This is a genomic window from Mesorhizobium sp. CA12 (genome assembly GCF_020165255.1).
Taxonomy (GTDB): domain Bacteria; phylum Pseudomonadota; class Alphaproteobacteria; order Rhizobiales; family Rhizobiaceae; genus Mesorhizobium.
Genome location: NZ_JAIUHT010000005.1, coordinates 194,394 through 218,142 on the forward strand (window position 1 = coordinate 194,394; position 23,749 = coordinate 218,142).

A 23,749-nucleotide genomic window follows, 5' to 3' on the forward strand; every position below is an offset into this window, starting at 1 on the left:
GTTCGGCGACTTTGCTTCGCGCTCTTTGGCAGCGCTTTGGCATTTCAATTAGCTGACTGATCGGTCGCAGTCGCCAGCGAATTCAGGGGCGCAAACCGCGCCCCTGAATGGTGTTTGAGCTGCCGGTCTAGGCCCTATCCAACCAGACCTTGTCGAGCTGCAGTTCGAACGTCTGGTGCATGCCGAGGTTCTTCACATAGGTGGCGTGGTGGCGGTAGAGCGAGCGCCAGAACGCTTGGACCAGGATGCCGGAGTCCTGCAGGATGAACTCCACGTCCTTCATCAGCTCCTTGCGCTTGGCCGGGTCGGCAATGGCCATCGCCTCGTTCAGCTTCTTGTCGAACTCCGGATTGGCATAGCCGGACTCGTTCCACGCTTCGCCGCTGCGATAGGCGATCGCCAGCACCTGCACCCCCAGCGGCCGCATGCCCCAGTCGGTGGTCGACCACGGATATTTCGTCCAGTCGTTCCAGAAGGACGAGCCCGGGATGATGGTGCGCTTGACCTTGAATCCGGCGTCGCGCATCTGCGCAGCGACGACATCGGCCGGATCCTTCACATAGTCGGCGTCGTAGGAGATCAGCTCGAACTCGTGATCCGTCAGGCCGGCCTCGGCCATCAGCGCCTTTGCCTTGGCCAGGTCGCGCGGGACTTTGGGCAGTTCGTAATATTCCGGATGGATCGGGCAGACATGGTGGTTTTCGGCGACTTGCCCCAAGCCGCTATAGCCGAGTTTCAGCACCGTCTCGTTGTCGACCGCAAGCTGGATGGCATTGCGCACGCGCTTGTCGTCATAGGGCTTGTTGGTCACGTTGGTGCGCAGCACGATCGTGCCGGCGGTGACAACCTGCTCCTTGACCAGGCCCATGCTGTCATAGAGATCGACCGTGCCGCCGACCGTTTGGTAGTTGCAGTCGATCTCGCCGGCCTCGAAGGCGCTGCCGATGGCGGGGTTGGATGCGTCGGATCCGTAGTCGATCCAGTCGACGCCGTCGAGATAGGGCTCGCCGCCGAACCAGGTGAAATCCTTGCGCCGCCGCACCGAGGCGGACTCGCCGACCTTGTAGGAGATCAGCTCATACGGGCCGGTGCCAGGCGTCTTCAGCATATTGGCGCCGTTCTTGTCGAAGTCGCGATGGACGATAACCGCCGGATAGTCGGAGAAGCCCGGGATGATGGTAACGTCGGACTGATTGCATTTCAGCTTCACCGTATGGTCGTCGACCTTGGTGATGGCGCCTTTGGTAGCCTTTTTCGTAGCGGCGTCGATCAGCGAGCCCATGCGCCCGGCCATCGAGTTGCCCTCGGCCGCCTTATCGCACCAGCGCTCGATGTTGTAGACGATGTCGTCGGCGTTGAAGTCGTCGCCATTCGACCATTTCACGCCCTTGCGCAGATGCAGCGTGTATTCGGTGGCGTCGTCGCTCACCTCCCAGCTCTCGACCAGATGGCCCTCGAAGGTGAAGTCGGTGGTGTAGCGGATCATGTAATCGTTGCACTGGCGCATGACATTGGCGATTTCCGACCAGTCCCAGGCGCGCGGATCCTTCATGTCCTTGATGATCATCTGCATCTTCAGGATGCCGCCCTTCTTGCCGGGCACGGCTGCCGAGGCCTTGGCCGGCTCCATCCCTGCCATCGCATAGGCAAGCGCCGTTGAAGCACCCATCACGCTTGCCATGGCTAGGAATTCGCGGCGGTCCATCCGCCCGCCTTTGACTTCAGCTGCGTAGCTTTCGATGACCGCCGGCACGCGGTCACCGTTGCTCTTGAACATTGTCATCGTTGTTCTCCGGTTCAGGGCTTTCCGCCCGTTGCATTCCCCTTGCGGCTCAGCATGTTAGGGGTGATGCAAAAATCGCGGAAGGGCTCGACCCTTCACAAACCGCAGAAAACCGGCCCTTGAGGCCTAAAAAAACAATGGCATTGGCTAGCTAAATTTTTGAAGGAGCGGATAGCCCTATGGTCGGGCGGCGTCTTCCTTGGCCCTGGACAAGATCCATTCCCTCACTGTTCGGGCGATATTTCCCTTCGAAAGCTGGCTCTCGGTGAGATAGTAATTCCAGGGACTTGGCGGCCGCACCGGAAACGGCTCGACGAGAAGCCCGCGGCGCATATAGGCATGCGCCAGCGAGCGTTGCGTGGCAACGAGCCCCGCCCCCATCGCGGCGAGCTCGAGCGCGATGTTGGAGGCGTTGGTCGACAGGCCCTTGTCATGGTCCTCCATGTCAACGCCGAGCGCCTCGGTCACCGCCTGCCAGTATTCCTGGCGGCCATGCACGAAGATCCAGTCCACCTTTAGCATGTCCTGCGGCGTCTTCAGCGCATGCTCGCCCTCGAGCAAGGCAGGGGCGCAGAGCAGCACCAGTTCGTCGTTCCAGAGCGGGATCGCCGCCGGCGGCCTGTCATCGAAACGCCGCGTGGAGATTGTGATGTCGGCGATCTGCTCGTTCAGATCCTCCCAGATCGTGCCGTGCAGGACGATCTCGATCTCAGGATGCCTCTTGCGGAAGGCGGCCATGCAGCCCGCCAGCCAGTTTTCCGCAAGGCTCATCGGGCACGAAACCACGACTGTCCGGTTGCGAGAGGACGCGACGATCGCCTCAGTCGCCTGGTCGATCTGATCGAGCGCCTGGCGCAAGGTCGGCAGGAACGCCTCCCCCATCTCGGTCAACTTCAGGCTGCGCGGATAGCGGATGAACAGCTGCCGGCCGATATAATGTTCGAGCGCGCGCACATGCGTGCTGACCGCGGCTTGCGTGTAGCCCAGTTCCTTGGCAGCGGTGGTAAAGCTCAGATGCCTGGCCGAGCTCTCGAACGAGCGGATATAGTTCAAGGGGGGTGGCGGCTTCATCCCGGTCTCCTGTTCCACAGTTGCCTAGCTATCGCATGGGCAACCGGGCGTTCAATCGCAGACAAGCGACATGGCATCAATATTTTTGGCCAAAGCCGCCAAACTAATCGCGTGCCTGCGCGATGAACCCAATTTAATGATGTTGTGAGAAGACAGGGGAGATAAGCGCGTGGCTGTGCCGTCATACCGGCGTGAGGGGCCTGTCGTCAGTTCCGACACGTTCACACGCCTGGCCGATTTCGTGCTGCGGCGTCCAGCTTCCGTCTTCCCTCAGCCGGTGCTCGAACAGGCCCGTTACCTCCTGCTCGACACGCTGGGCATCGCCGTTGCGGCAGGACCGATGGAGGCAGGCCGCATCGCCCGCGACGCCGCCGTCCTGCTCTATGGCTCGGGCGACCCGCAATATTCCGCCCGCATGCTGTTCGACGGACGGCGCGCCAGCATTGCCGGCGCGGCCTATGCCGTCGCCACGCAGATCGACAATCTCGACGCCCACGACGGCTACAGCCCCACCAAAGGCCATATCGGCGTGGCGGTCGTGCCGGCGCTTGCAGCACTGGCGGAGGCGAGGCCCGGCCTCACCGGGCCGGAGGCGCTGGCGTCCCTGGTCGTCGGCTACGAAGTCGCCGGCCGGGCCGGCGTCGCCTTGCATGCGACGGTGAGCGACTACCACACCTCCGGCGCCTGGAATGCATTGGGCGTGGCGGCCGTGGCGGCACGCTTGCGGCGGCTCGACGAAACGCAACTGCGCGAGGCGCTGGGCATTGCCGAGTATCACGGCCCGCGCAGCCAGATGATGCGCGAGATCGCCACGCCAACAATGCTGCATGACGGCTCCGGCCTCGGCGCTCTCGTCGGCCTCTCCGCGGCGGTGCTTGCCGAACGTGGCTTCACCGGCGCGCCGGCGATCACGGTGGAGGCGCCGGAGGTCGCGACCCATTGGCAGGACCTCGGCGTCTTCTGGCAGTCGCTCCATCAATACCTTAAACCCTACCCGATCTGCCGCTGGGCGCATGCGGCCATTGATGCCGTGCGTGGACTTTGCCTGGCGCACAACCTTGCCCCGTCCGACATCGGCCATGTCCAGGTCAACAGCTTCCACTATGCCGCAACGCTCTTCGACGGCATGCCGGACACGACCTCGAAGGCGCAATACAGCCTGCGCTTCGCCGTGGCGACCTTCATCCTCCATCGGCGCATCGGGCTCGAGCATATTTCCGGCTCCGGGCTCGTGGACGCCGCGGTCGCGGACATGCTGACGCGCATCACCGTGACCGAAACCGAGCGCCACAGCGCCCGCTTCCCGGCCGGCCGCTGGGCCGACGTCGTCATCACGACGACGGACGGACGTGTGCTGGCGTCCGGCGACGTGCATGCGCGCGGCGGCCCGGAAGCGCCGATGACCAGGCAGGACGTCGAGGCCAAATACATGGAGTTCGCCGCGCCCGTGCTCGGATCTAGCCGCGCCGCTGCGATCCGCGACGCGGTGCTTTCGCTCGACGACCGCAACAGCCGCTTCTCCGATCTCTCGGCGCTGCTCTACGATCCTCCCAAGATTTCGAGCTGAGCCCGCAATGCCCCTCAGGCTCCTGAAATACGGTCTCAGCAGGGACTATCCGGTGAGCGGCGACATCCCCGCCACGCCCGAGCTGAAGCCGGCCTATGACGTCGTCATCATCGGCGGCGGCGGGCATGGACTGTCCTGCGCGCATCATCTTGCAAAGTACCACGGCATAAAGAGTGTGGCGGTGCTGGAGAAAGCCTATCTCGCCGGCGGCAACACGGCGCGCAACACCACCACCATCCGCTCCAACTACATCACGCCGGAAGGCATCGCTTTCTACAAGGAAGGCGTCGAGCTGTTCGAGCGGCTCTCGCACGAGCTCGATTTCAACGTCATGTTCTCGCAGCGCGGCCAGCTTACGTTGGCGCATAGCGAGGCGACGATGCGCAGCTTCCACATGCGCGCCGAAATGGGCAAGCATATGGGCACGCGCACCGAGGTCGTCGACCAGAAGGGCGTCGAGGAGCTCTGCCCGCTTTTGAATATGGACTATGGCGGCCCGCTCGAAATCCTCGGCGGGCTCTGGCATGCCGACGGCGGAACGGCGCGCCATGACGCCGTCGCCTGGGGCTACGCCGCCCAGGCGTCGCGACGTGGCGTCGAGATCCACCAGCGCACCGAGGTGCAAGACTTCGAGGTCGTCGGCGACCGGGTCCAGGCCGTCAGGACGAACAGGGGCCGCGTCGCTTGCGGCCAGGTGCTGATCGCCACCGGCGGCATGAACTATGACGTCGCGCTGAAGGCCGGCGTCGAGCTTCCCATCCGCTGCTATCCGCTGCAGGCAATGGTGACCCAGCCCTTGAAACCCTGGCTGCACACGCTGGTCTCGTCCGTTTCCCTGCACACCTATCTCGTGCAATCCTCGCGCGGCGAAATCGTCATCGGCGGCGGCTCCGATCCCTACCAGCTCTATTCGACGCGCTCGACGCTCGACATGAAGGAGCATCTTGCCGAAGGCGCCGTCCACCTCTTCCCCTTTCTGCAAGGTGTGCGCCTGCTCCGGCAGTGGGCCGGCATCACCGACATGACGCCGGACTACAGCCCGATCATGGGTGCCAGCCCGCTTACCAATCTCTGGCTCGATTGCGGCTGGGGCACCTGGGGCTTCAAGGCGACGCCTGTCGCCGGCAAGCGCATGGCGCAGACCATCGCCGACGGCCGGGTGCCCGATATCCTCAAACCATTTGCATTGGAGCGCTTCGAAACCTTCCGGCTGCTCAATGAAATGGGCGCGACTGCCGCCAGCCATTAGCCATGAAACCACACTGACCGATGAAACTGCTTACCTGCCCCATGAACGGCCTGCGCAACATCGACGAGTTCCAGTCCTTCGGCCCGGTGCGCGCGCGGCCCGATCCGGACGCAACCGCCGATACCGAATGGTCGCGACATCTGTTCCGCGCAGAAAACCGCAAAGGTATCGTGACCGAGTGGTGGCGGCACGTGCCGAGCAACTATTTCTTCCTGGCCGAGCGCGATCTTGTCAGCAACGAGATCATCCGCACCTTCGACGCCTCCGAGCTGCGGGACCGCGCATGAACCGGCTGCTCGCTCCTTTCGGAAGCCGCATCGATCGAAGCCGGCCTATCCGCTTCACCTTCGAAGGCAAGCCTTTTAAAGGCTATGAAGGCGACAGCATCGCCAGCGCCCTCGCCGCTTCCGGCCAATGGGTGTTGTCGCGTTCGTTCAAATATCATCGCCCGCGCGGCATCCTGTCGATGACCGGAGCCGACGCCAACGCGCTGGTGCAATTGCCATTCGAACCGAACGCTGCAGCCGAGCGCACGCCGATCAGAGAAGGGCTGCGGGTCAGCGCACAGAACGTCAACGGCTCGCTTGAGCGCGACCGCGATGCCATCATGGACAGGTTCGGCCGCTTCCTGCCGGTCGGGTTCTACTACCGCACGTTCATGGGTCCGCGCCGCGACAGCTGGCTGAAATTCTGGGAGCCGATGATCCGCCGCAAGGCGGGCCTTGGCGTGGTCGACACCAAGGCGCCGCACCGGCATTTCGACAAGACGCATCTGCATTGCGACGTGCTGGTGGTCGGCGCCGGCCCGGCGGGATTAAGCGCCGCGATCGCCGCCGCGGAGGCCAGCGTCGATGTGGTGCTGTGCGACGAGAATCCGGAGATCGGCGGCGCGCTGAGCTATGGCCGCTACGATCCGGCCATCCTCTCCGGTCTGTTGGCAAGGCTCGAGTCGCTGCCCAATCTCAAGGTGCTGACCGACACCGTCTGCAATGGCTGGTACGAGGACAACTGGCTGCCGTTGATCGAGGGCAATCGGCTTCACCGCACACGCGCCCGCGAGGTGATCCTGGCGACCGGCGCCATCGAGCAGCCAGCCGTCTTCCGCAACAACGACCTGCCTGGGATCATGCTCGGCGGAGCCGCGCAGCGCCTGATCCGCCACTATGGCGTGCGGCCAGGTCAGAGCGCCGTGGTGCTGGCCGCCAATGACGACGGCTACCGGACGGCGCTCGACCTGCTGGATGCCGGCGTATCGGTCGTCGAGCTTGTCGATCCGAGACCCGCTGGCGAGGCCGGTCGGTTGGAAACCGAACTGCGCAGCAAGGGCGTCACCATCCGCAAAGGCGCGACTATCGAAGCGGCGGAAGGCACGGCCGGCAACCACCACCTCGCCCGCGTCCGCGTCGGTGGAAGCTGGATCGCCTGCGACCTGCTGACGGTTTCGATCGGCCAGGCGCCGGCATGGCAACTGCCGTGTCAGGCCGGCGGCAAGGTCGGCTATGATGCCGCGATGGGAGCCATGACGATTGCGCTTCCGCAAGGCTCCGTCCATCTCGCCGGCGCCGTTGCCGGATCGGACGATCTTGAGGATGCGATCGCCAGCGGCCGGCGCGCGGCGGCAGCCGCGCTTTCCCGGCTCGGCCATGCGGTCGCGGAAGAACCTCCGGTCAGTCCAAAGACCGCCCGACCACGCTATGTGCAGCCCATCGTCGCCGACCCCAACGGACGTGACTTCGTCGACTTCGACGAGGATCTGCAGGTCAAGGATCTGCAGAACGCGACCAAGGACGGCTATCGCGAGATCGAGCTCGTCAAGCGTTTCACCACCGTCGGCATGGGCCCGAGCCAGGGACGCCATTCGGCCTTGGCGACTGCTCGCATCGTCGCCGAGGCGACCGGCCGGACGGTCGGCGAAATCGGCATCACCACGGCGCGGCCTCCTGTCGGGCCGGAAACGCTCGGCGTGCTCGCCGGCCATCACGAGGTGCTGGAGCGCCGCACGGCGCTGCATGCGCGGCACGTCGCGCTGAACGCCGCAATGAAGCCGGTCGGCGCATGGTGGCGGCCTTATTACTATGGTGACGCAAGCAGCGCCGACGAGTCTGTCCGCCAGGAAATCCTGGCCGTGCGCGAAGGCGTCGGCCTGCTCGATGTCTCGACGCTCGGCAAGCTGGAGATCCGCGGGCCGGATGCCGGCGAATTTCTCGACCGCCTCTACACAATGGCGCATGCCAATCAGCCGGTGGGTCGTGTCCGCTATTGCCTGATGCTGAACGAGATGGGCTCGGTGGTCGACGACGGCGTCGCCTACCGGATGGCCGAGGATCAGTTCTATGTGACGGCAACCACCGGCGCCGTCGCGCGCGTCTATGCCGACATGCTGTTCTGGAATGCCGAGTGGCGTCTGAAGGTCGATGTGCTCAACCTTACCGGCGCGTTCTCGGGCCTCAACGTCACCGGACCCAAGGCGCGTTTGGTGCTGGAGGCGCTGGAGAGCGACGTCGACTTCAGCCGCGACGCTTTCCCCTATCTCAGTGGCCGCGAAGGCATGGTCGCAGGCGTCCCGGTGCGGGTGATGCGCATCGGCTTCACAGGCGAGCTCAGCTATGAATTGCACTGCCCTTCGAGCCTGGCGCCGAGCCTCTGGGATGCGGTGATGGCGGCGGGCCGGCCGCATGGCCTGCTTCCCTACGGACTGGAGGCGTCGCGTATACTGCGGCTGGAGAAGGGCCATATCCTGATCGGCCAGGATACGGATGCGATCACCACGCCTGAAGAATTGGGGTTCGGCTGGGCGGTCTCGAAGAAGAAGCCGTTCTTCGTCGGCAAGCGCTCTATCGAGATGCGCGCAAGGCTCGGCCATACCCGCAAGCTGGTAGGCCTGCAATTCTCCGCCGACGCCCGCAACATTCCCGGCGAGAGCTGCCTGGTGCTGCGCGGCGGCGCGCCTGTCGGCCAGATCACCTCGGTGGGATTTTCACCATCTCTAGGGACACACATCGCGCTCGCCTATGTCCATGTCGACGACCAGGCGGAAGGCAGCCGCGTGACGGTGAAGTGCCGCAATGGTGAACTGGTCGAAGTGCCGGTCGTCGCCCATGCCTTCTTCGACCCGACCAACGCGCGGCAGGAGATCTAGATGGCCGCCAGCACCGCGATGCGCATCTACCCCTTCATGCCCGGCGGCGCGGCCGGCAGCACGAAGCTGATTTCCGACGCGGTCGTGCTGAGCGACCTCACGGGCCGCCCGCGCTTTGGTCTGAAAGGCGGCGGCAGTGCCGCCTGGCTTGCCGCGCAGGGCGTTACGCTGCCGGCCGTCAACCGCATCGGCGACCACCGTGGCATGCGGGTTCTGCGCCTCGGCAACGAGGACATCCTGCTTCTCGCGGAGGACGCCGTCGAGACTCTCGCCGAAGTCAAAGCGGCCTGGCAGGCCGCGACGGCGCCGAAAGGCTACTCCTCATGGCGCGAGGAAGGCTGGGCATGGATGCGCCTTTCCGGTCCCCGCCTTGCCGAAGCGATGAGCGCGCTTTGCGCGCTGGACCTGAGACCGCAAAAATTCGGCGCCGACGATATCGCGCAGACACGCGTCGGCCATATCGAGGCCGTGACGTTCCGTTCGCCGGCGGGTTTCGACATACTCTTCGACATCACCGCTTCGGCCTACTTCGCCCGCGCCGTCGCGGCGGTGGTCGGCCACACAGGCAAGCATAGAGGATAGTCATGACCCGCCCGCAAGGAACCATCGCCCCGATCCTGACGCCATTCGAAGATGACGGCCGCATCGCGCGCGATCTGTGGATCTCTCACGCCAAATGGGTGCTCGGCCAAGGCGCGCATTTCCTCTCGCCCTTCGGCACGACGGGCGAAGCGCTGTCGGTGTCCTTGCGCGAGCGCATGCAGGCGCTGGAATGGCTGGTCGAGGCCGGCATTGCGCCGGACCGGCTTATGCCCGGCACCGGCGTCACCGCGCTGCCCGAAACGGTCGAATTGTCGGCCCACGCCGTCGGCCTCGGCTGCGCCGCCGTCATGGTGCTGCCCTCCTTCTTCTACACCGGCGCCGGCGATAACGGCCAGGCGCGCTACTACAGCGAGCTGATCGAGAAGGTGGCAAAACCTTCGATGCGCGTGATCCTCTACCACATCCCGCAGAACTCCGGCGTGCCGGTCAGCCCTGCCCTGGCGGCCAGGCTGAGCAAGGCGTTCCCAAACACCGTTGTCGCCTACAAGGACAGCGCCGGCGACTGGAACAACACCGCCGCCGTCATCGCCGCCGCGCCCGATATCTCGGTCTTTCCGAGCTCCGAGGCGCAGCTCACCAAGGGTCTGGCGAGCGGCGCGGCCGGCTGCATTTCGGCCACGGTCAATTTGAACGCCGCCGCCATTCGCCGCCTCTATGACGCGGCCCGGCAGGGCGAGGACGTCGCCGAAGCCGATGGCGCTATCAAGACGTTCCGGAAGGTCATCCAGGATGCCGGGTTGATCCCTGCGATGAAGGCGGTGCTTGCAGTCAAGTCCGGCGACCGGCGCTGGCTGAACCTGCGCGCGCCGCATGAGAATGCGACGCTCGAGAACGGCCGGGCGCTGCTTGCCATCCTCGGCAGCGCCGCCGATCATATCGGCCGCGATTGAGATCGCGATGTCGGCGCGCCCAACAATCATCCTGCACACCGACAAGCCTGCCGGCGCGCTCGCGGTGCTTGCCGAGACACATCCGGATCTGGATGTTCATGCCTGCGACACCTATGCCGGCCTTCCCGCTTTGATCGAGCGGACCGCCGCGGAAGTAGTCTATTCGATCCGCTTCGACGGCACGCCGCACTATCCGCGCCAGGCCCTCGTCGAGAGCCCGACGGTGAAATGGGTGTCGATCGGCGGCTCTGGCACCGACCATCTCGGTCGCTGGGATCCGAATCATGTGACGGTGACGAACTCGGCCGGCGTCGCCGCCGGTATGCTGGCCGAATATGCGCTCGGAGCGATGCTCTCCTTCTCGCTCGACCTGCGCGGTTTCGAGCGCCGGCAACAGGCCCGCCAATGGGGCGGCGGCCGCGTCGAGCCGATTGAGGGTAAGACCGTCCTCATCGTCGGCCTCGGCAAGACCGGTGAGGCCGTCGCGCGCCGCGCGCAGGCGATGGGCATGCGCACCCTGGGCATCCGCGCGCGACCGAAACCGATGCCGCCGCTCGACGAGGTGCATGGGCCCGACGCGCTGCTGCCTCTGACCGGCCGTGCAGATTTCATCGTCTGCTGCGTGCCTCTGCTGTCCACCACGCGCGGCCTGCTGGGCGAGGCCGCTTTCGCCGCGATGAAGCCGCCCGTCGTTCTCATCGACATTTCGCGCGGCGGCGTCATCGAGGAAAAGGCCCTTCTCGCCGCGCTTGATGCGGGGCGGATCAAGGGCGCGGCGCTCGACGTCTTTGCGACCGAACCGCTCCCGGCGGAGCATCCGCTCTGGAGCTACGACAACGTTGCCGTCACGCCGCATTGCGCTGCGGTTTATGACGGCTGGGAGATCAAGTCGGTGCGCATGTTCGCCGACAATCTGGCGCGCTACCGCCGCGGCGAGCCGTTGGAGAATGTGGTCAATCCGGAACGCGGCTACTGAAGGCAATTCCAGGAAAAGTGCAGCGGTTTTCCGTGCGAGAACAAGAATCGAAGGGGAATGCTATGTCACAGGACAGGCGCGGCGGTGGCCGCAGATCGAAGCTCGGGCGCGGTGGCGGCGGCATCGCGCAGCTGCCGTGGCAGAGCGTCAAGAATCCCTACCCGCCCATGCAGCTCCTTGACGAGGAGCGCATGGAGCAGTTGCACAAGACCTCGATGCGCATCCTGTCAGAGCTCGGGATCCGCGTCATGAGCGAAAAGGTTATGGACCTGTTCGCCAAGGCTGGCGCCATCGTCGATCGCGAGGAGCGGACCATCCGCATCGACGAGAGCATCGTGACGGAAGCTCTGAGCAACGTGCCCTCCTCCTTCACGCTGACCAGCCGCAATCCGGACAAGCAGATCCATTTCGGCGGCAATTCACTGGTTTTCGGCCTGGTCGCCGGTCCGCCCAATGTGCATGACCGCATCAACGGCCGCCGTCCGGGCAACCTCCCCGACTACCAGAACTTCATCCGGCTGGCGCACCACTTCAACGCCATCCACATCATCGGCAACCAGGTGGTGGCGCCGATCGAGCTGCCGGCGAATTCCCGCCATCTCGACACCTACCATGCCAATCTGACACTGAGCGATCTCTCCTTCCATTGCACGGCGATCGGCCGCGCCAGGGCGATGGACGGCATCAACATGATGGCGGTCGCGCGCGGCATCTCGGTCGAGGAGATGCGCGCCTCGCCGGGCGTCACCACGATCATCTCGATCAACTCGCCGCGCCTGTTCGATGACGCGATGGCGGAAGGCCTGATCGCCATGGCCGAGCACGGCCAGCCGGTGACGGTGACGCCCTTCACGCTGATGGGCGCGATGACGCCGGTGACGCTGGCCGCCGCGCTCTGCCAGCAGAACGCCGAGGCGCTGTTCGGCGTGACGCTGACCCAGTTGGTCAACCCCGGCGCGCCGGTGATGTACGGCGCCTTCACCTCCAATGTCGACATGAAGTCGGGCGCGCCGGCCTTCGGCACGCCGGAAAACGCCAAGGCCAACATCATCGCCGGCCAATTGGCGCGGCGCTACAACCTGCCCTACCGCACCTCAAATGCGAATGCCTCCAACGTGGTCGACTTGCAGGCCGCCTACGAGACCGAAATGGCGACATGGGGCGCGGTGCTCGGCGGCGCCAATTTGATCTATCACGCCGCCGGCTGGCTGGAGGGCGGGCTGACGGCGTCCTACGAAAAGCTCGTGCTCGACGTCGAGATCCTGCAGAACATGATGGAGTTCCTGCGGCCGTTGCCCTTCCAGGAGGACGACCTCGGCTTCGAAGCCATCAAATCGGTGCCGGCCGGCGGCCATTTCTTCGGCGCCGAGCACACCATGTCGCGCTACACCACCGCCTTCTACCAGCCGATGCTCTCCAACTGGCAGAACTACGGCGCCTGGCAGGAAGCCGGCGGCAAGGATGCGCTGGAGCGGGCGACAGAGCTCTGGCAGCAGGCGCTGCACGACTATGAGGAGCCGGTCATGGATTCCGCAATCCGCGAGGAGCTCGACGCCTATGTCGCGCGCCGCCGCGAGGAGATCGCCGCCAATCCGGAAGCTTAGGACACTACAATGCCTTACGACCTCGTTATCCGCCACGCGACGCTGATCGCCGGCGACGGCTCGGCACCGTTCGAGGCCGACATCGCCGCTACCGGCGACAGAATCGCGGCGATCGGCCGGCTGGACGATGAGCACGGCATCGAGGAAATCGATGCTCTGGGCAAGGTCGTCGCGCCCGGCTTCATCGACGTGCACACCCATGACGACGGCGCGCTGCTTTCGCCGCGCGGCATGGACCCGAAGATCAGCCAGGGCGTGACGACGGTGATCGCCGGCAATTGCGGTGTCAGCCTGGCGCCTCTGCTGCTCGACAAGACACCGCCGCCGCCCTTCACGCTGGTCGGCGGCCGCGAGAATTTCCGCTTCGACCGCTTTGCCGATTATGTTGCGGAGCTGAAGCGCCGCGGCATCGCCACCAATGCGGCCCTGCTCGTCGGCCACACCACCTTGCGCCAGCGCTGCATGCCGGTGACCGATCGGCCAGCCGATAAGGCCGAAACGGCGGCAATGCAGGAGGCAGTCGCCGAGGCCATGGCGGAAGGTGCGTTCGGCCTCAGCACCGGGCTCGACTATTCGCCGGCCGTCAACTCATCGACCGATGAGGTCAAGGCGCTGGCCGCCACAGCGGCAGGCCTGGGCGGTCCGTATGTCACCCACACGCGCAACTATTTCGAGGCGATGGACGAGGCGATCGAGGAAGCGATCGACATTGCCGGTCATGCTGGCGGCAAGCTGTTCATCTCGCATCACCAGTGCACCGGCCGCGCCAATTTCGGCAAGAGCCTGCCCTCTCTCGCGCGCATCGATCGGGCGCGCGAGACGATGGACATCGGCATGGATGTCTATCCCTATGCCGCGAGTTCGACGGTGCTTCGGCTGGAGCGCTGCGATACCGGCCTGAAGATCCTGATCACCTGGTCCGATGCGCATCCTGAGATGGCGAGGCGCGAGATCGCCGACATTGCCCGCGAATGGAACTGCACCGAGCGCCAGGCCGGCGAGCGCCTGTTGCCGGCGGGCGCGGTCTATTTCCAGCTCGATGAGGACGACGTGCGCAACATCATCGCCCATCCGCGCACCATGATCGGCTCGGACGGCCTGCCGCACGACATCCATCCGCATCCGCGCCTGTGGGGCACATTTCCGCGTGTGCTTGGGCACTATGCCCGCGATGTCGGCCTGTTCAGCCTAGAAGAAGCGGTGTTCCGAATGACCGGCCTGCCCGCGCGGGAGTTCGGCATCGCGCAACGCGGGCTTCTGGCCGAAGGCAACTTCGCCGATCTCGTCATCTTCGATCCCGAGACGATCATCGACAGCGCGACCTTTGAGGAGCCGCGCCGGCCCGCCGCCGGTATTGAGCATGTCTTTGTGAATGGCGTATCGGTGTGGCGAAAAGGCAGAGCCACCGGAGCGCTGCCGGGCGCGGTCCTCAGGCCTCTGGCCTCGAAGCCGATCGTCAGGGGCGCTTGCAACTGCGGCGCCGATCACAGCGCCTCGTAAATCCGGTCGACCGTCTCCAGCGTGTAGGCGAACTCAACCGGCCGCATGCAGCGCCAACCGTCGAAAGTCTGGCCGGAGAGCGCTTTCAGTGCCTGCGGCAGACGCAATATGCCGCCGCCATAGAGCCGATTCGCCATGTCGAGCATGCCGGTGCGATGCATCGCTTCCGTCATGCTGCCGCAGGCTTCCTTGACCAGCCAGACGCGAAAACCCTGGTAGACCGCGTCGAACACGCTTTCGGTCACGCAGCTGTCGGTCAGCACGCCGGCGACGATCAGGTTCTCCGTACCGAGCGCGGCGAGCTTTTGCGAAAGATCGGTCCGCCGAAAGGCGCTCGGCCAATGCTTGTGGATGACGATGTCGCCGGGCAACGCCGCCACCTCGGCGCAGATCGCGGCGCCTTCGCTTTCGGCGACTGCGGAGCGGAACTCCTCCGTCAGGATCTCCTCCTGCCGCGCATAGCCGTCGCGTTCCTCCGGCTTCACCCAGGCCTGCGCGTGGATGACGGCTACGCCCGCCGTCCGAGCGGCTTCGATCAATGCTGCTGTGTTGGCAAGCACCGAGTCGTAGCCGACGACCGGCCATGCCGCGCCGGGGCGGTATTCGTTCTGCAGGTCGATGACGAGCAAGGCAGTTTTGGCGAGGTTCATGGCTGATCCAGGGCATTGTCGAAGTCGGTGACGAAGCGCAGAAGCAGACGTATCGCCTGATCGAGATCGGCGATCTCCATCGCTTCATGCGGATTGTGGCTGCCATTCTCGTTGCGCACGAAGAGCATCGCGGTTGGGATGCCGGCGCCGGCAAACGTCGCGGCGTCGTGCCCGGCCCCGCTTGGCACATGCGGCGCCAGCATTTGCAGTTCGATGGCGGCACTGTTGAGCCTGCCGATCAGATTCAGCGACATCGTGGCCGGATCCCAGGTGAAGCGCGGCCCGGGCTCGAAGGTGACGCCGCGTTTGCCGGCAATCTCAGTGAAAATGTTCTGAAGCTTGGCCTCGATCCGCTCCAGAACGGCCGCCTCGGCGCTGCGCACATCGAGTGTGAAACCGAGCTCACCCAGAACACGGCTGCCGCCATGCTGCGTCGGATCGGACTGCACGCGGCCGAAGGTGATGGTGGCCTCACGCCCTTCGCGTTCGAGCGCATCCCATTCGGTTTCGAGCGCGGCGACCAGATCGGCAAAGCCAAGCACGCTGTCATGCCGGGCGAAGCGCGGCTCAGCGCCGGAATGGGCGTAGGCGCCAAGGCATTTCGCATCGACATAGCGGAAGCCGCCGGCGATCCCGGTGACGATGCCGACCGGCGCTTCGGCGGCGGTCAAGCGTGGCCCCTGCTCGATATGCACCTCGACAAAAGCCGCGATCCGGCCTGCATCGATGCCGGGCACGCCGCGCCACACGGCGTCGGGATCGAAGCCTTCCTCGCGCATGTGCTCGGCCAGCGTGCGCCCGCTGTCGGACCGCCTGGCTTCGAGCGCCCGCGGATCCAGCAGGCCAAGCGCCGCCTGGCTGCCGGGGTATGACAGCGGAAACCAGATGGCCTCCTCCGCCCGCGTTGCCAACACGATGAGGTCGCGTGGCAACCGGATGCCCTGCCCGACCAGTTCGGCCATGACCGCCAGGCCCGCCACGACACCGGCGGCCCCATCGAAATTGCCGCCATGCGCCACGCTGTCGAGATGCGAGCCGATGACGATCGCCGGCAAATCGGGGTCACGGCCTTTCAGCGTCAAATAGAGGTTGCCGGCGGCATCGACGCGCGCGACGGCGCCGAGCTTTTCCGCCTCCTTGCGCACAAAGTCATGGGCGAAGCGCTCGCCCGGCCCGTAAGCAACGCGCGTGATTCCCGGCGCGTCCGTCGTGGCTTCGGCGAGTGCGTTCAGGATACGTCCCGCCAGTTTCCCACCGGCCGTCAGTGAGCTCATGGCGCGGCCCGTCGAGCTTCGCCCTCGGCGCCGCGCAGCCGGTGCGGCGTCAGATCGTCCAAGGAAACGCCTTGCCTCGCGACATTGTCCGGCAGGCCGCCGCCGGCGATCAGGCTGGCGCAGATGCGCGACAACGCCGGCGAGGTTTTGATGCCGTAGCCGCCCTGCCCGACCAGCCAGACGAAATCCGGAAATTCGTCATCCGGCCCGACCACTGGCGACCCGTCGGCGACAAATGTCCGCAGGCCCGCCCAGGAGCGCGACACGCGCTGCACCTCGATTGTCGTTGCCCGTTCGAGACGCTCGGCGCCGATCGCGACATCGATGTCTTCGGCAAATGCGTCCATCGGCGTCGACGGCGTGGCGTCGGCCGGCGACACGAACAATTGCCCGGCATCCTGCTTGAAATAGAATTCCGCGCCGACATCGTTGACCAGCGGCCAGTCGCTAATGTCGACACCCGCAGGTGCGGGAATGTTGAAGGCGGTGCGGCGCTTTGGCTGCAGGCCGACCGGGCGCACGCCAGCCATCGCAGCGACCTCGTCGCCCCAGGCGCCAGCCGCATTGACGATCAGCGGCGCAAGGAATGTTCCCGCCTCCGTCTCGACCCGCCATAGACCGCCCTGTCGGCCGATGGTCCGTACACCCGCCTTGGTGACGATGCGCGCGCCATGCGCTCGCGCGCCGCGCAAAAAACCCTGGTGCAGGCCGTTGACGTCGATGTCCATCGAATGCGGTTCGATATAGGCGCCGGCGAGGTAGTCCCGGCGCAGCACCGGCACGCGCGCGATCGCCTCCGCCGGCGTCATCGCGACGATCGTGGGAACGAGCGCCTGCGCGGCCGCCAGATCTTCACGCAAAAGGTCGAGTTGGTCGGTGCGCGCCACGGTGATCATGCCGCGCTTGCTGAGCAGCGGATAGTCACAAAAACCCGTCGGCGGCTCGGTGAGAAACGCCCGGCTGGCGAGCACGATGCGGCGGATGACGCCGTTGCCGTAATTCTCGGTGAAGCTCGCCGCCGAGCGTCCCGTGGTGTGATAGCCGCAATGGCTCTCGCGCTCGAGCAGCACGACCTTCTTATCGCGCGAAATCTCGAAGGCAGCGCCGGCGCCGGCCATGCCCCCGCCGATGATGATGACTTCGGTCTGCCCGCTCATCGGCGCTCATCCTCCACGACTATTTTGCGCGGCACGGCTGGCGGCTCGCCCAGGCGGCCGCGGCGCGCGCGATCGCGGGCGCCCCGCCCTTCGGCCAGATTGTCGGCCGGCGAGTTCTGCACGGCGCAATCCCGCAAAGCGAGGTCGCTGACAAAAGGCACCGGCTTGCCTGCGATTGCCATGCCTGTCAGCCGCGCCCACACGGCGCGCCGCTTGCGCACTTGATGCGACTGCAATTCGCTGATCTCGGCGATGCCGCTCTCCCGCTTGATCTGCAGTACGCCAGTCTCAACGGCCGCGTCGAACAGCTCCAGCCCGCGCTTCGTGCGCACGATGATGCCATTGAGTGGCTCGTCCTCGACGGCCGGTCCGCCGTTCAGCCAGGAATCCGATACCGCGATATCCGCCACCTGCCCGATCGCGTCGGGGCAGATCTTGCAGCGCGGCTGGATCATCCATTTGTCCTCGTCTTCCCACAGCTGCCGATAGCTGATCTCGAAGGCGCGGCCGTCTCTGGTTTCGACGCGGTTCAGGCCAGGATTTCCATATCCCCGGTAGCGGAAGAGAGCGAGCTCGTCCTCACGAAGGCCAAAACGCTCCAGCACCTGTTCCGACTTGGTCAGGTCAGAGGCCCCGCCGCAGACGAAGGCGAGCGCATAGCGCATATATTCGTCGACACGCAGATCGAGCCGCGCCAGGTTTCGCACCGCGGTGATGTCGCAGGGCTTGGCGATCAGGGCGAACGGCTCGCCGCGGTCGAGGATGTCGTTGAAATCCACCAGCGTCGCCGCCGGCCCATAGCGCGAGCCGGCGCCTTCGAGCACCGAAGCGCTGTCGAAGCTTAGCCTTCGTTCCGTGCGCATCGGCATGGAACGCGAGGCCGCGACGTGCAGCACGAACTTGACCCGTCCCGAGTCGAGCAGGAACTGCCCGAGCGCCGTCAGCGTCCCGCCGCCGGAGCCGACAAACCGCACTGTGGGATTTCCAGCGGAGCCGAGCACAAGCCGTTCGACAGGCCCCCAGACAGTATCCGCTAGCCTGGCCTCGCGTCTTTGCGCCGGAGGCGGACCGGCGATCCTCGTTCCTGGGCAGACGGCGTTGATCTTCGCCAAGGTCGCCTTATCCAACGCCTGCCTCGCCACTGGCCGCTCTCGGCCTTCCGGCGTCATCACCATCTGGATTTCTCCAGCACCGGCAATCGAGACGCAAAGGCCGCAACCGATGCAAAGTCCGTTCTCCACGATGTCGCCAAGCGACAGCGGGTCGGCTGCGAGCGCCGCGGTGCCCTGGCTGTATCCGGTTTCGATCAGGCCCATCGCGGTCTCAGACAGGCTCCGAGATGCGCTTGTACTGGTCGGGGCGGCGATAGAGCTCGAAGTTGAAATTCACCTTCCGGCAGGTCTCGATCAGATCGAGATCGGCGCGGTGGACAATGACCTCGTCGTCGAGCGACATCGCCTGCGCGGCGATCTCGCCGGTCGGCGCGATGATGCAGGATCCGCCGATCAGCGCTTGCCCGTCTTCCAGGCCCGCCTTGGCGGCGGCGCCTATCCAAAGCGTGTTCTGGTAGGCGCCGGCCTGCATCGGCAGATGATTGTGGAACATTCTCAGATGCGCCAGCGCCGGCGCCTCGTCGAGCAGCAGCGGCGTGTTGTAGCCGAGCAACGCCACCTCGGCGCCGTTGAGGCAGAGCATGCGATAGGTCTCCGGCCAGCGGCGGTCGTTGCAGATGGCAAGCCCGACGCGCACGCCGCGATAGTCGAACACCGGAAAGCCGAGATTGCCCGGTTCGAAGTAGCGTCGTTCGAGATGCGTGGTCGTGCCCGCCTCCGGCTCGCTCGAGCCCGGCACATGCATCTTGCGGTAACGGCCGATGAAAGCGCCATCCGGTCCGACCAGATCCATCGTGTTGAAATGGCGTGTGCGGCCCTCTTCATGCGCAAGCTCGCAATAGCCGAGCGCGAAGCCGACCTTCAGCCGCGCGGCGGCATCGTAGAGCCGCTGCGTCTCGGGTCCTGGCATCGAGACTTCGAAGAAGGCATCGATCTCGGCCTGGTCGTTGATGCGCGAGCGCGGAAAGAACGTGGTCAGCGCCATTTCCGGAAACACCGCGATCTCGGCGCCGGAAGCCGCTGCCTTTTCGAGCAGATGCACCAGCCGCCCGACTGTCTCGGCGCGCGTGGCGCTGCGCTGGATCGGTCCGGTCTGGCAAACGGCGATGGTCAGGCATCGAGCCATGGTGTCCAATCCTCGACTGGTTTTCCCAAAAGCGCCGGATCGGCGGCGGCGCGCGCCACGAAGCGCCCGAACCCCGGTTCGGCCTGCAGCTTGCCGTCGGCGACCACCGGCACGCCGCGCACCAGGACGGTGGTCGGCCGGCCGGTGACGACCTTGCCCTCATAGGGCGTGAAATCGACGTGCGAATGCAGCGCCTTGTGCCCGAGCGTCCAGCGCGCAGCCGGATCCCACAGCGCGAGGTCCGCGTCGAGCCCGACGGCGATCCTGCCCTTGCGATCGGCGAAACCGTAGATCGAGGCGGCGTTGCGCGAGGTGAGGTCGAGATAGCGCTCGAGCGTCAGGCGGCCTGTGAGCAGCCCCTCCGAAAACAGCAGCGGCAGGCGTGTCTCGATGCCGGGAATGCCGCTCAGCGTCGTTGTGAAACCGGGTGTTTCGGAGCGGCCGATCTTGTCGGCGAAATAATATGGCGAATGGTCCGACGACCAGAGGTCGATACCGCCGTTAATCAGCTCCTGCCACAGATGCTCATGGCTGCGCGGCGACCGCGGCGGCGGCGAAAAGACGAAGCGGGCCGCGTCGACTGCGTCGCGGTCGAGGTCAGCCGCCCCAAGAAAGAGATATTGCGGACAGGTCTCGGCAATGGCGGCCACGCCGCGCGTCTTTGCCCGCGCCACTTCCTCCGCCGATTGCCAGGAGGAGACATGCACGATGGTCATGCGCGCGCCGGTCATCTCGGCGAAGGCTAAAGCGCGATGCGTCGCCTCGCGCTCCATCGTCTCGCTGTGGGCGACGACATGATAGCGGATATCGGTGCGGCCGAGATCGATGAGCCGCTGTCGCGTGCGCCGGATCGCGGCGTCATTTTCGGCATGGACCATGACGATCCAGCCTAGTCGTCTCGCCGTATCGAGCACTCGGAAGAACAGGTCGTCGTCGACGGCAAAACCCTGATAGGTCATGAACAGCTTCACCGAGGAGATGCCGCGTACCGCAAGCGCCGCAAGTTGCGCCTCGACATCGGCGCCAGTGCCCATGGTGACCACGGCATGCAGCCCATAGTCGATCACGGGACGCCCCGCCGCGCGCTGCAGCGCGCGGTCAATGGCGCCGATGGTGGTCATGTCCTGCCCGGGCATGCCGAACGGGACGATGCAGGTGGTGCCGCCAAAGGCCGCGGAGATCGTGCCGGAATAGAAATCGTCGGCATTACCCGCGCCGCCCCAGACCGGCTGGTCGAGATGGCAATGCGCGTCGATGCCACCGGGCATCACCCAGCTGCCGCCGGCGTCGATCGATTTCCCCCCGGTCAGGCCTTTGCCGATCGCGGCGATGCGGCCGTCGTCGATGCCGATGTCGCACTCGGCCCAGCCGTCGTCGAGCGCCACGCGCCCGCCTTTGATCACCAGCTCATGCATTGGCGTCCCCTCGCCGGCCGGCTCATCCGACGGCCGCCGTCACCATGATCTCGACACGGTACTGGTCGCCGGCAAGCCGCGCTTCCACCGTGGCGCGCACCGGCATGGCGCTCCTGTCGATCCAGGCGTCCCAGGCCGTGTTCATCATCTCGAAATCGGCGATGTCGCGGAGCCAGATCTGGACGCTGAGCAGCTTCGACTTGTCGCTGCCGGCCTTGGCCAGAAGCGTATCGATCTTGGCCAGGATCTGCTTGGTCTGGCTGGTGGTGTCGCCGGAAAGATCATCCGCGGTCAGGCCGGCCACATAGACGGTGCCGTTATAGCGGAGTACCCGGCAGAAGCGCTGGCCGTTTTCGAGGCGTTCGATCGTCATGATGTTCCCTTCCGCTGGGTTCCAGATCCGGTTTTTGCCTATGGTAAGGAGGGTGCAAAACCGCTGTAAAGCCCGCGACGCGCCGAGACGCCGCTTTCCTTTGCCGGCATGGCCAAAAAAATTTAAGCCATAGCCGCGTCAATCTTCGTTTGTGGCAGCCACTATAAAGTGTAGCTTCAGCTCGGGCTGCCGTCGGTCAACGGTGCCGCCAGGGAGCCGCCGCAGCCGCATTCATGAGGTCGATCGCTCAATCCGCGATGAGGCTTTGGCAAAATGCTGAGCGCTCCCGCGCCATGCTGCCGATCATGGTCGGCGTCTGCCTCGCTTGCATCGGCAGCGCCATGCTGACCACCGCCGTGTCGCTGCATCTCGGCAAGCCCGGCATTTCGCCCCAGGTCGTGCAGATCGTGCTGACCGCCTATCCCGTGGGCTTCCTCGTCGGGTGCCTGGTCACGCGCCCGGCTGTCGCCCAATACGGCCACGAGCGCACCTTCGTCGCGATCCTTGTGCTGGCGCTGCTGGCCGCTTCAGGCTTTGTCTTCACCGACTTCCTGCCGAGCTGGATCTGCTTCCGCCTGCTCGGCGGCATGGCGATGGCGTCGTTGTTCGTGGTCTGCGAAAGCTGGATCAACCTCTACGCCGAGCACCACAATCGCGGCGCGTTGTTTTCGCTCTACATGCTGACGACGGCGATCGCCGTGCTGCTCGGACAACTCCTTGTCGGCCTGGTCGGTCCGCAATCGCCGCATCTGTTCCCGGTCGCGGCGGCGACGGTGCTTCTGGCGTTGATCTCCAAATTCATCGGCGGTCGCTGGCCGGCGCTGCCGGCCAGCGATCCGGAGCACGCAAGTTCGGCGAGACCGGTCAAGCGCCTCGGCCCGCTGGCGCTCTTTCGGCTGGCGCCGGTGACGGTCGTGGCGATCTTCCAGGGCGGCATCACCAACATGAACATCTTCGTGCTGACGCCGATCTACGGCACGCAGATCGGGCTGTCGGCGGCAACGACGGTCGGGCTGGTTACGACCATCAGCATCGCCGGCATGCTGGCGCAGACGCCAGTCGGCTGGCTGTCGGACAGGTTTGAGCGGCGAATCATATTGCTTGTCCAGGGCGTCCTGTCCGTCACGCTCTGCGCTGCGATCGCCTGGCTCGGCAATTTTTCGGTGCCGCTGCTCTTCGTGCTGTTCTTCCTCTATGGCTGCACGGCGCTCACCGTCTATCCCGTGGCGATGGCCTTCGGCGCCTCGCAATTGCACAGCCGGCACATGGTCGGCGCTTCCGGCACGCTGCTCCTGCTCTATTCGATCGGCAATGTCGCGACGCCCGGCATTTCCGCCGGCCTGATGGACCGCATGGGCGCGCCGGCCATGTTCCTCTTGCTCGGCGGCGGCGCCGTGCTGGTGACGATAGCTGCCTGCTACAATCTTTTACGCCGGCCGGTCATCGCGCCGACGATGCAGTCAGCCGAGGAGCAGGTCTGATGACGGACGCAATGAACCGCATGAAGGGCAGCGTCATTCTCATCGCCGGCGCTGCCAGCGGCATCGGTGCGGCGATTGCACGCCGCTGCGCTGCCGAAGGCGCAAGCGTCGTCTGCGCGGATTACGATCTTGAGGCTGCGACGAAGCTTGCCGAAGCGCTTGGCCCTGCAGCGGCCGCTTGCCAGTGCGATGTGACGAACATCGAGTCCGCCGAAGCGGCCGTCGCGTTCGCCCGGCAAAAATTCGGCCGGCTCGACGGGCTGGTGCACAATGCCGCGGCCCCCTCCACCAACGCCACCGTCGTCGATCTCGATGAAGGTGCGTGGCGGCACGAGATCGATATCGGCCTGACCGGCGCCTTTCTGATGAGCAAGTTCGCCGTGCCGCTGATCGCCGCAAGCGGCGGCGGCTCGATCGTCTTCATCGGCTCGCAATTCGGGCGCGTCGCCACGACCAAGGCCGTCGCCTATTGCGCTGCCAAGGCCGGGCTGATCCACCTCGCCAAGGCGATGGCCGTGGACCACGCGCCCGACAAGGTTCGCGTCAACAGCCTGTCGCCCGGCGCGGTAGCCACGACCCGCCTGCTGCGCCGGTTCGCCGATTTCGAGGCCGCCAATGCCGGCCTTGGTCCCGCCCACCTGCTCGGCCGCATCGCCGATCCTGACGAGATCGCCGCGGCGGCGGCTTTCCTGCTTTCCTCGGATGCATCCTTCGTCACCGGATCCGACATGCTCGTGGACGGCGGCTATGCGACGCGCTGAGCCCGTATTTTCAAAGGA

20 protein-coding genes are annotated in these 23,749 nt (G+C 65.4%); 11 read left to right on the forward strand and 9 right to left on the reverse strand.

The genetic code is table 11. The features are described from left to right. Nucleotides 1-127: 127 nt before the first annotated feature. Nucleotides 128-1,783, reverse strand: coding sequence for an ABC transporter substrate-binding protein (locus tag LB520_RS11260; RefSeq protein ID WP_224600558.1), 1,656 nt, complete (start codon nucleotides 1,781-1,783; stop codon nucleotides 128-130). A gap of 177 nt (nucleotides 1,784-1,960) precedes the next feature. After that, entirely contained in the window at nucleotides 1,961-2,854 is an 894-nt protein-coding gene (locus LB520_RS11265; protein ID WP_095768685.1) for a LysR substrate-binding domain-containing protein, read from the reverse strand. 169 nt (nucleotides 2,855-3,023) lie between these two features. Here LB520_RS11265 and LB520_RS11270 point away from each other — a divergent pair, with 169 nt between their 5' ends. The 9 genes from LB520_RS11270 (at nucleotide 3,024) to LB520_RS11310 (ending at nucleotide 14,382) form a co-directional block, all read left to right on the forward strand. Then, nucleotides 3,024-4,421 (forward strand): MmgE/PrpD family protein, encoded by a 1,398-nt coding sequence (locus tag LB520_RS11270; RefSeq protein WP_224637539.1) that lies wholly within the window; start codon nucleotides 3,024-3,026, stop codon nucleotides 4,419-4,421. 7 nt (nucleotides 4,422-4,428) lie between these two features. Then, on the forward strand, nucleotides 4,429-5,670 hold the full coding sequence (locus LB520_RS11275; RefSeq protein ID WP_224637540.1) for an FAD-dependent oxidoreductase: 1,242 nt from the start codon (nucleotides 4,429-4,431) through the stop codon (nucleotides 5,668-5,670). A gap of 20 nt (nucleotides 5,671-5,690) precedes the next feature. Continuing rightward, a complete protein-coding gene (locus tag LB520_RS11280) occupies nucleotides 5,691-5,957 on the forward strand; it encodes a sarcosine oxidase subunit delta (protein ID WP_224523179.1) in 267 nt (88 codons plus the stop codon). Then, the gene (locus LB520_RS11285) at nucleotides 5,954-8,809 is read left to right on the forward strand and encodes a 2Fe-2S iron-sulfur cluster-binding protein (protein ID WP_224637541.1); all 2,856 of its coding nucleotides are present in this window, start codon (nucleotides 5,954-5,956) and stop codon (nucleotides 8,807-8,809) included. Before LB520_RS11280 ends, LB520_RS11285 begins: the two co-directional genes overlap by 4 nt. Further along, a complete protein-coding gene (locus LB520_RS11290) occupies nucleotides 8,810-9,391 on the forward strand; it encodes a hypothetical protein (RefSeq protein ID WP_224637542.1) in 582 nt (193 codons plus the stop codon). A 2-nt stretch (nucleotides 9,392-9,393) separates the two neighbouring features. Continuing rightward, entirely contained in the window at nucleotides 9,394-10,302 is a 909-nt protein-coding gene (locus LB520_RS11295; protein ID WP_224637543.1) for a dihydrodipicolinate synthase family protein, read from the forward strand. Nucleotides 10,303-10,309: 7 nt separating this feature from the next. After that, a complete protein-coding gene (locus LB520_RS11300; RefSeq protein ID WP_224637544.1) occupies nucleotides 10,310-11,278 on the forward strand; it encodes a D-2-hydroxyacid dehydrogenase in 969 nt (322 codons plus the stop codon). 62 nt (nucleotides 11,279-11,340) lie between these two features. Beyond that, nucleotides 11,341-12,882: a trimethylamine methyltransferase family protein gene (locus LB520_RS11305; protein WP_224637545.1), complete on the forward strand. Its 1,542-nt coding sequence runs from the start codon at nucleotides 11,341-11,343 to the stop codon at nucleotides 12,880-12,882. A 9-nt stretch (nucleotides 12,883-12,891) separates the two neighbouring features. Then, complete coding sequence (locus tag LB520_RS11310) at nucleotides 12,892-14,382, forward strand: N-acyl-D-amino-acid deacylase family protein (protein ID WP_224637546.1); 1,491 nt, start codon at nucleotides 12,892-12,894, stop codon at nucleotides 14,380-14,382. Here LB520_RS11310 and LB520_RS11315 read toward each other — a convergent pair. The 7 genes from LB520_RS11315 to LB520_RS11345 are packed head-to-tail and all read right to left on the reverse strand — an operon-like array spanning nucleotide 14,367 to nucleotide 21,489. Then, the gene (locus LB520_RS11315; RefSeq protein ID WP_224543007.1) at nucleotides 14,367-15,032 is read right to left on the reverse strand and encodes a cysteine hydrolase family protein; all 666 of its coding nucleotides are present in this window, start codon (nucleotides 15,030-15,032) and stop codon (nucleotides 14,367-14,369) included. The genes LB520_RS11310 and LB520_RS11315 overlap by 16 nt on opposite strands. Further along, entirely contained in the window at nucleotides 15,029-16,306 is a 1,278-nt protein-coding gene (locus LB520_RS11320; protein ID WP_224637547.1) for a Zn-dependent hydrolase, read from the reverse strand. The genes LB520_RS11315 and LB520_RS11320 overlap by 4 nt, the downstream gene beginning before the upstream one ends. Further along, on the reverse strand, nucleotides 16,303-17,463 hold the full coding sequence (locus LB520_RS11325) for an NAD(P)/FAD-dependent oxidoreductase (RefSeq protein ID WP_224637548.1): 1,161 nt from the start codon (nucleotides 17,461-17,463) through the stop codon (nucleotides 16,303-16,305). Before LB520_RS11325 ends, LB520_RS11320 begins: the two co-directional genes overlap by 4 nt. Beyond that, nucleotides 17,460-18,779 carry a Coenzyme F420 hydrogenase/dehydrogenase, beta subunit C-terminal domain gene (locus LB520_RS11330; RefSeq protein WP_224637549.1) on the reverse strand — a complete coding sequence of 440 codons (1,320 nt, stop codon included), beginning with the start codon at nucleotides 18,777-18,779 and terminating at the stop codon, nucleotides 17,460-17,462. The genes LB520_RS11325 and LB520_RS11330 overlap by 4 nt, the downstream gene beginning before the upstream one ends. 7 nt (nucleotides 18,780-18,786) lie before the next feature. Then, nucleotides 18,787-19,701, reverse strand: coding sequence for a nitrilase-related carbon-nitrogen hydrolase (locus LB520_RS11335; RefSeq protein ID WP_224637550.1), 915 nt, complete (start codon nucleotides 19,699-19,701; stop codon nucleotides 18,787-18,789). Continuing rightward, nucleotides 19,686-21,116, reverse strand: a complete 1,431-nt coding sequence (hydA, locus tag LB520_RS11340; RefSeq protein WP_224637551.1) for a dihydropyrimidinase — start codon at nucleotides 21,114-21,116, stop codon at nucleotides 19,686-19,688. The genes LB520_RS11335 and hydA overlap by 16 nt, the downstream gene beginning before the upstream one ends. Before the next feature lie 22 nt (nucleotides 21,117-21,138). Further along, the gene (locus tag LB520_RS11345; protein ID WP_095768554.1) at nucleotides 21,139-21,489 is read right to left on the reverse strand and encodes a RidA family protein; all 351 of its coding nucleotides are present in this window, start codon (nucleotides 21,487-21,489) and stop codon (nucleotides 21,139-21,141) included. Between the two features lie 293 nt (nucleotides 21,490-21,782). Here LB520_RS11345 and LB520_RS11350 point away from each other — a divergent pair, with 293 nt between their 5' ends. Both LB520_RS11350 and LB520_RS11355 read left to right on the forward strand, forming a co-directional pair. After that, nucleotides 21,783-22,970: an MFS transporter gene (locus LB520_RS11350; RefSeq protein WP_224637552.1), complete on the forward strand. Its 1,188-nt coding sequence runs from the start codon at nucleotides 21,783-21,785 to the stop codon at nucleotides 22,968-22,970. After that, the gene (locus LB520_RS11355; RefSeq protein WP_140839273.1) at nucleotides 22,970-23,731 is read left to right on the forward strand and encodes an SDR family NAD(P)-dependent oxidoreductase; all 762 of its coding nucleotides are present in this window, start codon (nucleotides 22,970-22,972) and stop codon (nucleotides 23,729-23,731) included. Before LB520_RS11350 ends, LB520_RS11355 begins: the two co-directional genes overlap by 1 nt. Nucleotides 23,732-23,749 lie beyond the last annotated feature (18 nt).

Bases quoted from the DNA above. Each gene is read 5' to 3' on its own strand.
- LB520_RS11300 (WP_224637544.1), top strand. From the start codon at position 10,310: ATGTCGGCGCGCCCAACAATCATCCTGCACACCGACAAGCCTGCCGGC.
- LB520_RS11330 (WP_224637549.1), bottom strand. From the start codon at position 18,779: ATGGGCCTGATCGAAACCGGATACAGCCAGGGCACCGCGGCGCTCGCA.
- LB520_RS11355 (WP_140839273.1), top strand. From the start codon at position 22,970: ATGACGGACGCAATGAACCGCATGAAGGGCAGCGTCATTCTCATCGCC.
- LB520_RS11285 (WP_224637541.1), top strand. From the start codon at position 5,954: ATGAACCGGCTGCTCGCTCCTTTCGGAAGCCGCATCGATCGAAGCCGG.
- LB520_RS11280 (WP_224523179.1), top strand. From the start codon at position 5,691: ATGAAACTGCTTACCTGCCCCATGAACGGCCTGCGCAACATCGACGAG.
- LB520_RS11275 (WP_224637540.1), top strand. From the start codon at position 4,429: ATGCCCCTCAGGCTCCTGAAATACGGTCTCAGCAGGGACTATCCGGTG.
- LB520_RS11320 (WP_224637547.1), bottom strand. From the start codon at position 16,306: ATGAGCTCACTGACGGCCGGTGGGAAACTGGCGGGACGTATCCTGAAC.
- LB520_RS11305 (WP_224637545.1), top strand. From the start codon at position 11,341: ATGTCACAGGACAGGCGCGGCGGTGGCCGCAGATCGAAGCTCGGGCGC.
- LB520_RS11310 (WP_224637546.1), top strand. From the start codon at position 12,892: ATGCCTTACGACCTCGTTATCCGCCACGCGACGCTGATCGCCGGCGAC.
- LB520_RS11345 (WP_095768554.1), bottom strand. From the start codon at position 21,489: ATGACGATCGAACGCCTCGAAAACGGCCAGCGCTTCTGCCGGGTACTC.
- LB520_RS11260 (WP_224600558.1), bottom strand. From the start codon at position 1,783: ATGACAATGTTCAAGAGCAACGGTGACCGCGTGCCGGCGGTCATCGAA.
- LB520_RS11290 (WP_224637542.1), top strand. From the start codon at position 8,810: ATGGCCGCCAGCACCGCGATGCGCATCTACCCCTTCATGCCCGGCGGC.
- LB520_RS11265 (WP_095768685.1), bottom strand. From the start codon at position 2,854: ATGAAGCCGCCACCCCCCTTGAACTATATCCGCTCGTTCGAGAGCTCG.
- hydA (WP_224637551.1), bottom strand. From the start codon at position 21,116: ATGCATGAGCTGGTGATCAAAGGCGGGCGCGTGGCGCTCGACGACGGC.
- LB520_RS11295 (WP_224637543.1), top strand. From the start codon at position 9,394: ATGACCCGCCCGCAAGGAACCATCGCCCCGATCCTGACGCCATTCGAA.
- LB520_RS11315 (WP_224543007.1), bottom strand. From the start codon at position 15,032: ATGAACCTCGCCAAAACTGCCTTGCTCGTCATCGACCTGCAGAACGAA.
- LB520_RS11325 (WP_224637548.1), bottom strand. From the start codon at position 17,463: ATGAGCGGGCAGACCGAAGTCATCATCATCGGCGGGGGCATGGCCGGC.
- LB520_RS11335 (WP_224637550.1), bottom strand. From the start codon at position 19,701: ATGGCTCGATGCCTGACCATCGCCGTTTGCCAGACCGGACCGATCCAG.
- LB520_RS11350 (WP_224637552.1), top strand. From the start codon at position 21,783: ATGCTGCCGATCATGGTCGGCGTCTGCCTCGCTTGCATCGGCAGCGCC.